The organism is Pseudoalteromonas sp. Angola-4 (assembly GCF_028599265.1).
GTDB classification, from domain to species: Bacteria; Pseudomonadota; Gammaproteobacteria; order Enterobacterales; family Alteromonadaceae; genus Pseudoalteromonas; species Pseudoalteromonas atlantica.
The window spans coordinates 1-11,607 of sequence record NZ_JAQREK010000034.1 but is presented as its reverse complement, the minus strand read 5'-3'; the positions used below and the strand labels follow the sequence as shown (position 1 = coordinate 11,607).

At 41.5% G+C, this 11,607-nt stretch carries 11 protein-coding genes, 2 tRNA genes, 1 rRNA gene and 1 pseudogene; 9 read left to right on the top strand and 6 right to left on the bottom strand.

What is annotated here, in order from left to right:
• Positions 1 to 4: 4 nt before the first annotated feature.
• Positions 5 to 119: ribosomal RNA gene (rrf, locus tag PSH48_RS20520) — 5S ribosomal RNA — on the top strand.
• Positions 120 to 473: 354 nt separating this feature from the next.
• On the opposite strand, the pseudogene PSH48_RS20515 reads toward rrf, so the two are convergent.
• Positions 474 to 566 (bottom strand): annotated as a pseudogene (locus tag PSH48_RS20515) (sugar O-acetyltransferase); the annotation flags it as partial.
• Between the two features lie 140 nt (positions 567 to 706).
• Here PSH48_RS20515 and PSH48_RS20510 point away from each other — a divergent pair.
• Positions 707 to 1,363: an NAD(P)H-dependent oxidoreductase gene (locus tag PSH48_RS20510; protein WP_024031966.1), complete on the top strand. Its 657-nt coding sequence runs from the start codon at positions 707 to 709 to the stop codon at positions 1,361 to 1,363.
• Positions 1,364 to 1,412: 49 nt separating this feature from the next.
• Here PSH48_RS20510 and PSH48_RS20505 read toward each other — a convergent pair whose 3' ends face one another.
• Genes PSH48_RS20505 through uvrD form a run of 3 tightly spaced genes read right to left on the bottom strand, consistent with a single transcriptional unit; the run spans position 1,413 to position 6,523 of the window.
• Entirely contained in the window at positions 1,413 to 2,261 is an 849-nt protein-coding gene (locus PSH48_RS20505) for a chemotaxis protein (protein WP_273612271.1), read from the bottom strand.
• A 58-nt stretch (positions 2,262 to 2,319) separates the two neighbouring features.
• Entirely contained in the window at positions 2,320 to 4,380 is a 2,061-nt protein-coding gene (locus PSH48_RS20500) for a GNAT family N-acetyltransferase (RefSeq protein ID WP_273612270.1), read from the bottom strand.
• Positions 4,358 to 6,523 carry a DNA helicase II gene (gene uvrD, locus PSH48_RS20495; protein ID WP_004588663.1) on the bottom strand — a complete coding sequence of 722 codons (2,166 nt, stop codon included), beginning with the start codon at positions 6,521 to 6,523 and terminating at the stop codon, positions 4,358 to 4,360. Before uvrD ends, PSH48_RS20500 begins: the two co-directional genes overlap by 23 nt.
• Positions 6,524 to 6,834: 311 nt before the next feature.
• Between uvrD and PSH48_RS20490 the strand changes: the two genes are divergently transcribed.
• Both PSH48_RS20490 and PSH48_RS20485 read left to right on the top strand, forming a co-directional pair.
• Positions 6,835 to 7,059: a hypothetical protein gene (locus PSH48_RS20490; protein ID WP_004588664.1), complete on the top strand. Its 225-nt coding sequence runs from the start codon at positions 6,835 to 6,837 to the stop codon at positions 7,057 to 7,059.
• Positions 7,060 to 7,172: 113 nt separating this feature from the next.
• On the top strand, positions 7,173 to 7,541 hold the full coding sequence (locus tag PSH48_RS20485) for a YacL family protein (RefSeq protein WP_273612269.1): 369 nt from the start codon (positions 7,173 to 7,175) through the stop codon (positions 7,539 to 7,541).
• A 129-nt stretch (positions 7,542 to 7,670) separates the two neighbouring features.
• Here PSH48_RS20485 and PSH48_RS20480 read toward each other — a convergent pair whose 3' ends face one another.
• On the bottom strand, positions 7,671 to 8,315 hold the full coding sequence (locus PSH48_RS20480; RefSeq protein ID WP_273612268.1) for a peroxiredoxin-like family protein: 645 nt from the start codon (positions 8,313 to 8,315) through the stop codon (positions 7,671 to 7,673).
• Positions 8,316 to 8,420: 105 nt separating this feature from the next.
• On the opposite strand from PSH48_RS20480, the gene PSH48_RS20475 reads away from it, so the two are divergent.
• Positions 8,421 to 9,044: a dUTP diphosphatase gene (locus PSH48_RS20475; protein ID WP_004588667.1), complete on the top strand. Its 624-nt coding sequence runs from the start codon at positions 8,421 to 8,423 to the stop codon at positions 9,042 to 9,044.
• An 8-nt stretch (positions 9,045 to 9,052) separates the two neighbouring features.
• Here PSH48_RS20475 and yrfG read toward each other — a convergent pair whose 3' ends face one another.
• On the bottom strand, positions 9,053 to 9,700 hold the full coding sequence (gene yrfG / locus PSH48_RS20470; RefSeq protein WP_004588668.1) for a GMP/IMP nucleotidase: 648 nt from the start codon (positions 9,698 to 9,700) through the stop codon (positions 9,053 to 9,055).
• A gap of 62 nt (positions 9,701 to 9,762) precedes the next feature.
• On the opposite strand from yrfG, the gene nudE reads away from it, so the two are divergent.
• The 4 genes from nudE to PSH48_RS20450 all read left to right on the top strand — a co-directional run bounded on the left by nudE (position 9,763) and on the right by PSH48_RS20450 (position 11,500).
• On the top strand, positions 9,763 to 10,335 hold the full coding sequence (nudE, locus tag PSH48_RS20465; protein ID WP_029772216.1) for an ADP compounds hydrolase NudE: 573 nt from the start codon (positions 9,763 to 9,765) through the stop codon (positions 10,333 to 10,335).
• On the top strand, positions 10,328 to 11,119 hold the full coding sequence (gene cysQ, locus PSH48_RS20460; RefSeq protein WP_004588670.1) for a 3'(2'),5'-bisphosphate nucleotidase CysQ: 792 nt from the start codon (positions 10,328 to 10,330) through the stop codon (positions 11,117 to 11,119). The genes nudE and cysQ overlap by 8 nt, the downstream gene beginning before the upstream one ends.
• Positions 11,120 to 11,267: 148 nt before the next feature.
• Positions 11,268 to 11,344, top strand: a tRNA-Met gene (locus tag PSH48_RS20455).
• 79 nt (positions 11,345 to 11,423) lie between these two features.
• Positions 11,424 to 11,500 (top strand) — tRNA-Met (locus PSH48_RS20450).
• The last annotated feature ends 107 nt before the right edge of the window (positions 11,501 to 11,607 follow it).

Sequence of the window (11,607 nt, the reverse complement as noted above, 5' to 3'; positions counted from 1 at the left end):
TTTGCTTGGTAACCATAGCGTTTTGGACCCACCTGACCCCATGCCGAACTCAGTAGTGAAACGAAACAGCGCCGATGATAGTGTAGCATTTGCTATGTGAAAGTAGGACATTGCCAGGCTCCAAATATAAGAAAGCCCGACTCGAAAGAGCCGGGCTTTTTTACGTCTGCAGACAAGTGAAATACGGACAATTAATGCACACTTATCTATTTCTAGAATGTAGGTCGGGCGAGCGTAGCGACTCCCGGCTCAATGATAATGTGCATTTGCTATGTGACTCTCTACCGCTGTGGGCACGACGACATTGCCAGGCTTCAAATACAAGAAAGCCCGACTCGAAAGAGCCGGGCTTTTTTACGTCTGCAGAAAAGAGAAATACCTGCCTTTACACAGTCTCCACGACCTCCGTAGCGTGGGTTTAGTATCACGAAACCCGCGGATAAGGTTCGCCGTACACCTTTGTATGGTAAATATATTGTTCTTATCTCACGAGTTGGATTACCAGCAACAACAGTATCCGCCTCTACATTTTTAGTTACTACAGATCCCGCACCAATAACACTGTTACCCCAAAAGGTATGAGCTTGATCTATTATCAAATTTTTTTAGAAAGTCTTTTAGGTATTTTGCTAATTATCAATTGATAGCAAACCCTATAAACTTGCTCCATCTTGTATTTACATACCTTACCAAAGGGGAGAAGAGCATGTCTCATCAAATTATTAAAGACTTACATAACCGTTACACGGCTAAAAAATACGATACGAGCAAACGTATTTCATCGGCGGATCTTGACGTAATTAAAGAAGCTATTCGCTTGTCTGCTTCTTCAATTAACTCTCAACCTTGGAAGTTTGTATTGGTAGAAAGTGATGAAGCTAAGCAGCGTTTGCACGATACATTTGCTAACAAGCACCAGTTTAATCAATTACACGCTAAAGAAGCGTCGCATACGCTGTTATTAGCTTACGATCCTAAGTTTACTAAAGAGAAGTTTGTTAAACGTGTGGATGTTGAAGTGAGCTCTGGTCACTTACCAGCGCAACTGCGTGAAAGCTTTATGGGTGCCTACGCTTTTGCTGAAATGAATACGGATGAAAATGGCTACAATGGCAGCTGGACTAAAGCACAAGTTTACCTAGCACTGGGTAACATTATGCATACACTGGCACGTTTAAATATTGCATCTACGCCTATGGAAGGTGTTGACCCAGAGTTAATCGGTGAGAAGTTTAGCGAAGAGCTTGATGGTCATATTTGTGAAGTGGCACTTGCAATGGGTTACCCAGTTGAAGAAGAAGATTGGAACTTTGGCAAACCTAAAGCGCGTTTACCAGTTGAAGATATTATAGCTACTGTATAACGTGTTGCTATAAGTTAATTAGCCGAGAGCCTTCTCGGCTTTTTTATTTTTAGAATAAACCATACGCTTGTGTTTCTTCGTCTTCCTGTTGTGCTAAATGATCAGGTCTAAATATTGCGCTAGGGTCTATTAAAACACTGTGTTTTTCGGCTAACTTTATTAGCCCTCGCATCATGCCTTTGGTTTGCGGGTCTATATCAAAGCCTACTTCGGTTAATTTATCGAGTGGCTTAATGTCTTCTTTTTTATAATCTATATTGTCCTCTACTTTATCTACTAGTAATCCGATATGCGGGTTGAGCCCATCTTTAGTAGTAAAAACAATAATAGGTTTATAATCGAGTGTTATTTGCTCTTTTGCCGCATCAAACAGTCGTTGTAATTGCATAAAGCTGTTGCGCTTTATACTCGCTAAATATTTACTGGCTTGTTTATAGTCTTGCTCGTTATGAGTACTAACTGCGCGATCTGTAGCTGTTACTAGCGCTTGAAAAGGCTCATCAAGTTTTTCTATGATAGTTTTTAGGTCACTGTTGTCAGTTTTAAACTCTTTATAAAATACGGCGATGTTGTGCAGCTGAGTTTTATCGTTTGTTATTACGTGGCTCTGTTGCGCGATGCTTTTTTCAAATTGGCTAAACCAATCATTAAGCGAGGCTTGCCAGGTTCTTAGCTCATTAAGTGCTTTTTTATTACTTTGCTCTGTAGAGCTGCCATTTAAAATAACACCTAGGTCGAACACCGGCGTGGGTGTTTCCATGTAGTCTTTTACACCAATAAAGCTCTTATTGTTATTTGGCAATGTAGTGAGGTTATTATCAAACCGCTCGGTGAGTAAAATATCGAGAATTTTAAGTGAAATGGTTTTACAGCCCACTTGAAAGTTTATGAATTCCATAGCTTTATCTTTAATTGCCTTGTAATGCTTTAAGGATAGAACAAAATAGATAAATAGCTTAAAGGTTGTGTGGTTTTTTAATTAGTGACTTAACTGCGAGTTTAAATTGTTGCTCTAATGCTTTTTTTCCACTTAAGCAATGTTGCTTGATTAGCTGCTCATTACTGTGGTTTTGTAATATCATTTGTATCAGCAAGTGGCGATCTTCACTTTTAGTTGCCATTAGGCTGGATGGGGAGTGGTTAAATAAATACCATAGTTTTGGCGCGGTATTAAAGCGATTTATTGTACTAATTGCAGTGTTTATAGGTGGGCTGGGCACGCTAGATTCATCGATAAATTTACTTATTAGCTCACTGACTAACTCACTGTCGAGTTGGCTAAAGTGCGTTAATAAACCATAAAACAAATCACTTTTAAATTGCTGAGCTAAGGTATGTAAGCCCTGCGTGGATGTGTTTAATGCTTTAATAACGAGGGCTGAGTGCTCACCCGTGCTTTTATCTCGCTGATAACCTAGCTTTACAGCACTAAAGCCCTGAGATTGCCAAAAACGTAAAAGCCCTGCTGTAGCCCCAAAACTTGCACCTATATAACTACAGGTGGGGGTTAGCTGATGTTGGCAATGCGCTAGCAATGCTTTACCTTCGCCTTGTTGGTGCAGGTTAGGTGCAACAGCTATACGAATAACGCGTGCGCTTTGTTTTGTTAAATAGCTTGGCTGTGCGCTTAATTGCGCGAGCGATTGCGCCATTAAATGCCCTTGTGGGCGGCGCTCACCACTGATTACTTGCTTAGCTAGCTCTGCATCCATACCGCCTTCAACTGCTATTAAACACACACCCACAACATGCATGTCGCATCTACTAATAAACAGCCTTTGCGCTGGGGCATCCAGTAATTGGCGTAAATCGTTAACACTGCTCTGGTAATGGGCAAGTGCTAGCAACGCAACTATTTGCTGCAGTAAAGGCTCATTGTCAACGAGTTGCTGTTGAGTGACTTCAACGTGCTCAATGCTATTTAAAGCGGGTGGGTATTCGTTATATTGTGCATCTAAAGCAAAGAGTGTGCGTACATGTTGCTCAAGAGGGTCGCCCTTGGCAAAACGTAAAGGCTCTTCTAAGTTTACAATTTTTGCCGCTTTGTAATTTGCTTTAATATGTTGCGTAAAGCGAATGGTATAGCCTCGGCCATTACCCTCGTAGCCTACCAAGGTGCTTGCAAAGACTATACGCGGGTAGTGCTTTAACATGGCTAACAGTAGTGGGACAGGTATTGCGGCGGCTTCATCAACCAGTAATAAATCACATGGCGGCAACTGATTAAGCAGTGCATCGGGCGCCATGTATTGTAAATTAGCTAAATGTTTTTGCTGAGCCTTGTATTCCACCTGTAAGCTTTTAGCTAAATGCTTAAAACAGCTATGGGTGGCTCTAAATTGTGTTGCGCATACAATGATTTTTTTATCATGTAATGCCGCGGCTGCAAGACCTAGCGCGGCTGATTTTCCTCGCCCTCTGTCGGCATTAATAATTAAAGGCCTGTTCGCACGCCCTGTGGCCACCTTAATTATTTGCTCAACGCACTGTTGCTGCGCCTGATACTCAGTTTTATTTGTTACATTGCTTTTGAGCGGCGACTGTTTAAAGACAGTGTGTTCATCAAAGTGTATGGCAGGTAGCGTTTGTAAAAGGCGAGAAAAACGTAAATTAAAATAGCTTTGCTGATTACTACACCCATAAGACTGCACGCTTTGCAGCGCAGGGTCTTGCCATGACGCTAAACGTTGTAAATCAGGCAGTAATAAAAATAAAAGCCCGCCGGCTTTTACGGTGCCGGCTAATGCAGCGAGTTTATCGGGGTAAATGCCACTAAAGCCATCATAAACGGCATGAGGAAACTCTTGCCCAAGTAGTTGATGAGTATGCTCAGGCCAACTTGCATTGGCAAGGCTGCTTGAAAGTAACTTTACATCATCCGAACGGGTTAACGCGCTTAATAGCTCATAGCACCAAGTAGGCTGGCCTGTAATAAGCACTAACTGACGATGCTTTGCGCCAGTTAGTTGCTGCGTTAATTGCTCAACACAGTGCTTATACAGCTTGAAGTCGTGCATATGCGGTTACTAGCCATTTGCTGCCAAGGTCGTCAAAGTTAACCTGTACACGCGATTGCGCGCCGCTGCCTTCGTAATTAAGCACAGTGCCAATACCAAATTTAGCGTGCAGTACACGTTGGCCTAAGTTAAAACCACTTTCTTCAAATACAGCATGGCTTACTGATGCACTAAAACGTCCTGCTGCAGGCGGTCGTGATACCTGTGTTTTAATACGAATTTCTTCTACGCAATCTTCGGGTATTTCACGTAAAAATCGCGATGGGCTATGGTATTTTTCTTGGCCGTATAAACGACGGCTTTCGGCATGGCTTATGTAAAGTTTGTCCATGGCACGGGTCATACCTACGTAACAAAGGCGGCGTTCTTCTTCTAAGCGCCCTGACTCTTCATTACTTTGCTGCGATGGGAACATGCCTTCTTCAACGCCTACCATAAACACAAGTGGAAACTCTAAGCCCTTAGCAGAGTGAAGAGTCATCATTTGCACAGCGTCTTCGTGTTCATCGGCTTGGCCTTCACCAGACTCAAGCGATGTATAAGCTAAAAAGCCTTGTAATGGTGAGCTAAACTCTTCTTCTTCGGGGAGTTCATACTGATCGCAGGCACTGATAAGCTCTTCTAAGTTTTCTACGCGAGCTCGGCCTTTTTCGCCTTTTTCAGCTTGATACATGGCCATAAGGCCAGAGGTTTGGATAGTGTATTTGGCTTGCTCTTGCAGTGTAAGGTCGCTAATTTTATCTTCTATGTGCTCTACCAACTCTACAAATTTTGTAACAGCGCTTGCCGCACGACCCGATAAATGTTGTTGTTCAACAATTGCTTTAGCTGCGTACCAAAGAGGCAGAGACTCAGCACGCGCACAGTCGCGTATATGGCTAAGTGTTTTATCGCCAATACCGCGCGCAGGGGTGTTAATTACACGCTCAAATGCGGCGTCGTCTTGGCGGTTTCCTACTAATCGTAAGTACGATAGCGCATCTTTAATTTCTTGACGTTCGAAGAATCGCATACCACCGTAAATACGGTATTTTAAGCCTTCTTGAAGCATGGCTTCCTCGAGTACACGAGATTGCGCGTTACTACGGTATAAAATAGCGGCGTCTTGCAACGCATTACCAGCATTTAACCAGCTGCGTAGCTTGCTGCTTACAAAGCGGGCTTCGTCTAGCTCGTTAAAGGCGGCATAAATTGATATAGGCTCGCCTTCGTTACCATCGGTCCAAAGGCTTTTACCCATGCGCTCTGAATTGTTTTTAATTAGCGCATTAGATGCTTTTAGGATGGTTGCGGTTGAGCGGTAGTTTTGCTCAAGACGAATAGTTTCGGCGTCAAAATCAGTTAAAAAGCGTTTAATGTTTTCTATTTTAGCGCCGCGCCAACCGTAAATACTTTGGTCATCGTCGCCTACAATCATAATGCTTTGTGTATCACCAGCAAGTAGCTTTAACCATGCGTATTGAATGGTATTGGTATCTTGGAACTCGTCTACCAGCATGTGGGCAAAGCGCTGCTGGTAATGGCGAAGTAGCGTAGGGTTATTTTTAAGTACTTCGTAGCTACGTAGCAGTATTTCTGCAAAATCGACTAAACCTGCACGGTCACACGCCTCTTGATAGGCGGCATATACACGTAGCATCATTTGCTCGTTTATATCGTAGGCTTGAATATCTTTAGGACGCAGGGCTTCATCTTTTTTAGCACTGATGTACCAGCCAAATTGTTTGGCGGGCCACTTTTTGTCATCAATATTCATTGATTTTAATAAGCGCTTGATCATTCTTAGTTGATCGTCAGAGTCTAAAATTTGAAAGGCTTCTGGCAGGTTTGCTTCACGGTGATGAGCGCGCAAAATACGGTGTGATAAACCATGGAAAGTACCAATCCACATACCACCGACAGGGGCTTTTAGGGTTTCTTCAACACGGGTGCGCATTTCTTTAGCGGCTTTATTGGTAAAAGTAACTGCAAAAATACTATAGGCTGATGCTTGCTCAACCTGCATTAACCACGCGATACGATGAACTAAAACACGTGTTTTACCCGAACCAGCACCTGCTAATACCAGCATGTTTTGTAGTGGGGCTGCAACGGCATCGCGTTGTTTGTCATTTAAGCCATCGAGTAATTCAGAAACGTCCATCGTTACGCCTTTTCAATCAATAATGAGGGCAGTATAACAGGTGTTTTTGTTAGGCTAAATAAAATACTGTTTTTATGAACAGCTATTCTAAAAATACTTGTAAAACTAATCGCTTAGTCGCTTTTTTGTACTCTTAAGTAACGATAATTAATAATAAAAATAATCAAATTGACCTATATTTAGTAAAAAATACTAAAGCAGTTATTTAGTAGTAATTTAACTATTTGATTTTTAAGCTTTAATAAATTGGCATAAAGTGTGATAGTAAGTAAATAACTAAAACTTAAAATTAATTAACTACAGAGGTGAGTATGGCTGATCAAGGTTCTGGCGGTAATGTTATTGCAGCGTTGTGTAATATATTTTTTCCTGGTTTAGGGCAATTGGTACAAGGGCGAATTTTAGCCGCTATCTTTTTTGCGCTAGCTATTATAATTAGTTACGCACTTATTTATGTATTAGTAGGCTTCGTACTCGTACCTATTATTTATTTATGGTCGATTATAGATGCTGCACGTTTTAGATCGCGAAGTTAGCTTTTATGTCACCTATTTAATAGCGCCCATTGGCGCTATTTTGCGTTTTAGGGTCGGTGTTTAAGGCTATTTATGGGTATAATTAGCGCATTAGCGTTTTAAAAGTAAAAATTATGGAATATCAATTTATACGTGACCCTATTAGTGGGCTGCGCATTAAAATAAGCAGCGAGCATGCCCTAATTGGCCGTTGGTTAAACGAAGAAATTGGCAAAGAAAAAGTCGAGATGGTACAAGCACTTATTAGCTCGGTAAAAACAAGTTACGAGCCAATAACGTTAAAAGGCCAAGAGATAGACTTAATACTCTCTAAAGACGAAGCCTTATTTGAAGCCCATGCCCTACACCAAGACAGCGAAGATTTAGTCGCCTATCAAGATGATGACTTAATGCTTGAAGAAAGTGGCCTAGTGAATGGTTGTGGCTTTGAAGATTTTATAGATTTAATAGAGTCATGGGCTGAGTTTAGTGGCTCGCGTTAAGCGTTTAAAAGGCCAACCTAGTTGGCCTTTTTTTGTAATATCAATGGTGTTAAGTTATTAGACATTTATAGCGCTCTATTTAGCACCCTAGAATGATTAAATATTTAAGTCGATTGGTATAACTACAGATTATTGATTTTCTATTGATTTAACGCCAGCTAATAATAGCGCCTCTGTTAAACGTACTTTGTAATTAGGGTTTGCGTACTGAAAATACACAACGCTACTTTTATCAATTACAAATACAGCCGGTACAGGTAAAGCGACGTTTACCTTGCCTTGGGCATCAACAAAGTTAACACCGCGCTTATTGCGATAGATAGCGGCTGTTTTATCATCTAAAAAATAAGCTAAACCTAAGGCTTTTGCTAGGGTTAGGCTATCATCTGAAAGCAGTAAATAATTTGGCGAGCTTATTTTACTTTGGGCTAGTTTTTCTGGGCTATCTGGCGATACTGCACTAATTTGCGCGTTTAAATTAGCGAGTTGCTGCTCAATTTCTTGTATATTAGCCAGTTGCTTTGAGCAATAAGGACACCAACCTCCGCGGTAAATAATAAGCACCGTTGTTTTTTCAGCAAAGCGCTTTTGTAACTCTACATTATTACCATGTTGATCTTTGAGCGTTATATTAGGCACGCTTAAGCCCGGTAATAATGGTGATACTTGCTCGGGGGCTGCAGCAATTCCTTCTGTACTTGCTTGCGCATTCGCTACTAAAAAAGCAGCCATTACAATAGTCGCCAAGGTGTGTAGTAACACTTTACTCATCATTATTTCCTGCCCTGTTTTTATGTGCTGTTTATAATAGATCAAAAATGCACTTTTTATTATTTGCCTGTATCATAAGCGTAATTTAAAAGCTCAAGTGGAAACGATATGTCAGCCAACTTAAATAAGCTAGTAGTAATGCTAGAAATGCAAAATGCCATGAACACTAAAGTTCATGATCAATGGTTTAGCCAAGGCTTTGAGTGGTACAGAGCCATTTGGGTAGAGTGTGCAGAGATGCTAGATCATTACGGTTGGAAGTGGTGGAAAAAACAAACCCCAGACACCGAGCAAGTCATTCTAGAATTGGTTGATATATTTCATTTTGGTTTGTCGTTAAGAATTGACGGAACAACCTCTTACGAAGAGTTAGCTAAGCAGCTAGAACAAGAACTTAGCGCACCACAGGCCGCAGATGACTTTAAACAAACTCTTGAAATATTAGCAGCTTCAGCAGTTGCAAATAAAACCTTTAACGCGGCCGCGTTTGCAGGGTGTATGGCGCAAATAGGGATGGATATTGACGATTTATACCGCGGTTACGTAGGTAAAAACACGTTAAACTTTTTCCGCCAAGATCATGGCTACAAAGATGGCAGCTACATCAAAGTATGGAATGGCCAAGAAGATAACGAGCATTTAGTCGAAGTCGTTAAAAGCCTTGATACCGAACATGCCGACTTTGCAAAGTTAGTATATCAAGGCCTAGTGGCGCGTTACCCGCAACAATAATCTAGCTGCTAGATTATGTTTCTGTAGTCGGTTACGTTTAAGTAATCGGCTATTACATTATGTGGTTGCTGGCTATCTGGGTTGGCCACCGCAAGTAAATGTTCAATGCCGTATTCTCGGGCAGCATTTAAAACAGGCACACTATCATCAACAAACAAAGTGCGCTGCTTATTAAACCCTAAGTCTTTTTGTACTTGATGCCATAAACTTTGCTGCTCTTTACTCACTCCGTATTGATGAGTAGACACCACGCCATCTAAATAATTATCTATCGCGGTATGTTCAAATTTAAGCATGACGTTTTCTGGGTGGGCGTTAGTTAAAAGAATTAGCTCTTTACCTGCTTTTTTTAACTCAGTTAAAAAGTGGGGCACATCTTCGCGTACTTTTATTAAGTGCTGGGTTTGGCGTTTTAATTCCATTATTGGTAAATTGAGTTGCTCTTGCCAATAATCTAAGCAATACCACTGTATTTGACCACTTACCGCTTGATAGCGTTTGTGCATATCGGCTTTTGCTTCATCAAGGGTAATATTACGAGTGAGCGCAAGTTGCTCTGGTACAACGTTAAGCCAAAAGTGACTATCGAAATGTAAATCGAGTAATGTTCCGTCCATATCGAGTAAAACGGTATCGATTTTTGACCAATTTAGCATGGGCTTTTCCTTGTGAAAAGTTTATGATTAAGCACAACTGCCATGATAGCAAAATAACGCCAATGACACAGAAAAAGCACCCAACTCCGCCTCAAATTATTAGTAACAATGTAGTTGCTAAAAGCCGTTTATTTACTGTTGAATCGTTAGAGCTTAAGTTTTCTAATGACGAAGAGCGCCAGTATGAGCGCATACGTGGCGGTGGCCGCGGGGCTGTAATGATTGTACCAATAACTGCAGATAACGAAATGCTACTGGTACGTGAATATTGCGCGGGCACAAACGACTACCAATTAGGCTTTCCTAAAGGCTTGATAGACCCCGGCGAAACACCACAGCAAGCTGCAAACAGAGAGCTTAAAGAAGAAGTGGGTTTTGGTGCTGAATTTTTTGAGCCGCTAAAAGTAGTATCAATGGCGCCAAGTTACTTTAACGCGACCATGCATATTTTATTTGCTAAGCAACTATATCCGCAAACGTTAGAAGGTGATGAGCCCGAACCTTTAGTGGTTGTTAAGTGGCCATTAACAGATTGGCAGTCATTATTAGAGCAAGACGATTTTACCGAAGCTCGCAGTGTTGCCGCTTTGCTATTATTAAATAAGTATTTAGCGTCTGGAGCTGCAAATGAATAAATTACTAGAGCCTTGTATTGAACTTGCACAAAGTGCAGGCGATGCCATTATGGCTATTTATAAAAAAGACGATATTGGCCAGCAAGAAAAATCAGACTCTACGCCTGTTACAAAAGCAGACTTAGCGTCTAACGATGTGCTTGTTGCTGGTTTAAAAGCGCTTGCGCCCGACATCCCTATCATGTCGGAAGAAACGCCTATTCCGGCACTTGCCCAAAGAAAGAACTGGCAGCGCTATTGGCTATTAGATCCGATGGATGGCACTGGCGAGTTTATTTTAGAAAGTGGTGACTTTGCCGTTAATATTGCACTTATTGAAAATAATCACCCCGTTTTAGGTGTGATTCATTGGCCAGCAAAAGGGATCACTTACTTTGCTACTGCTAATCAGGGGGCATTTAAACGAGAAAATGGTAGCGACACAAAAATGTCGGTAGCAACACCCGATAACCTAACGTTGGCAGTAAGCCGTAGACAAAAAATTGAAGCGGTCAGTCAGTATTTAAATACGCAGTTTGCCACTATTGCAGTAGGCTCGTGCTCGCTAAAAGCATGTATAGTTGCCGAGGGCAAAGCCGACTGCTTTTTACGAATTGGTCCTACAGGCGAGTGGGATACCGGCGCGTCACAAGTTATTGTAGAAGAAGCGGGTGGGTGTATAACCGATGCAGAGTTTAATCCGCTTACTTATAACCAGCGTGAGAGCACTGAAAATCCTGACTTTATTGTAATGGGACACCCAGATTGGGAGTTTCAAAAAATGATAAGCCCACATCAGAGATAGCTATTTATAGTGCTTGTTGATTGCTTTTTGTTCGGTTGAACACAATTAACTAGTTAAAGCCTTGCAATATAAGTTTATTCCTATATTATAGCGCTCTCTTCGAAACAGGCTCGTTATTAACACGAAACTATTTCAAAGTAATTACAGGCGCGGGATGGAGCAGCCTGGTAGCTCGTCGGGCTCATAACCCGAAGGTCGTCGGTTCAAATCCGGCTCCCGCAACCAATTTTTTAAAAAGTTTGGTTACTGTAAACTCTAACTTAAGAGATTAAATTAAGTAGTCGATAGACTTAAAATATACAGGCGCGGGATGGAGCAGCCTGGTAGCTCGTCGGGCTCATAACCCGAAGGTCGTCGGTTCAAATCCGGCTCCCGCAACCAATTTCCTTTAGGGGTTTGAGGTTACTGTAAAATGTTAGTTAAAGAAAAGCTTGTCGGTCTCAGCTCTTCATTAGCCAGCAAAGGTAGTCGTTTTAAATCCGGCTCCC

What these genes read in the sequence shown, in the direction of transcription:
- PSH48_RS20510 (WP_024031966.1), top strand. Translation starts at nt 707, where the DNA reads ATGTCTCATCAAATTATTAAAGACTTACATAACCGTTACACGGCTAAA.
- PSH48_RS20505 (WP_273612271.1), bottom strand. Translation starts at nt 2,261, where the DNA reads ATGGAATTCATAAACTTTCAAGTGGGCTGTAAAACCATTTCACTTAAA.
- PSH48_RS20500 (WP_273612270.1), bottom strand. Translation starts at nt 4,380, where the DNA reads ATGCACGACTTCAAGCTGTATAAGCACTGTGTTGAGCAATTAACGCAG.
- uvrD (WP_004588663.1), bottom strand. Translation starts at nt 6,523, where the DNA reads ATGGACGTTTCTGAATTACTCGATGGCTTAAATGACAAACAACGCGAT.
- PSH48_RS20490 (WP_004588664.1), top strand. Translation starts at nt 6,835, where the DNA reads ATGGCTGATCAAGGTTCTGGCGGTAATGTTATTGCAGCGTTGTGTAAT.
- PSH48_RS20485 (WP_273612269.1), top strand. Translation starts at nt 7,173, where the DNA reads ATGGAATATCAATTTATACGTGACCCTATTAGTGGGCTGCGCATTAAA.
- PSH48_RS20480 (WP_273612268.1), bottom strand. Translation starts at nt 8,315, where the DNA reads ATGATGAGTAAAGTGTTACTACACACCTTGGCGACTATTGTAATGGCT.
- PSH48_RS20475 (WP_004588667.1), top strand. Translation starts at nt 8,421, where the DNA reads ATGTCAGCCAACTTAAATAAGCTAGTAGTAATGCTAGAAATGCAAAAT.
- yrfG (WP_004588668.1), bottom strand. Translation starts at nt 9,700, where the DNA reads ATGCTAAATTGGTCAAAAATCGATACCGTTTTACTCGATATGGACGGA.
- nudE (WP_029772216.1), top strand. Translation starts at nt 9,763, where the DNA reads ATGACACAGAAAAAGCACCCAACTCCGCCTCAAATTATTAGTAACAAT.
- cysQ (WP_004588670.1), top strand. Translation starts at nt 10,328, where the DNA reads ATGAATAAATTACTAGAGCCTTGTATTGAACTTGCACAAAGTGCAGGC.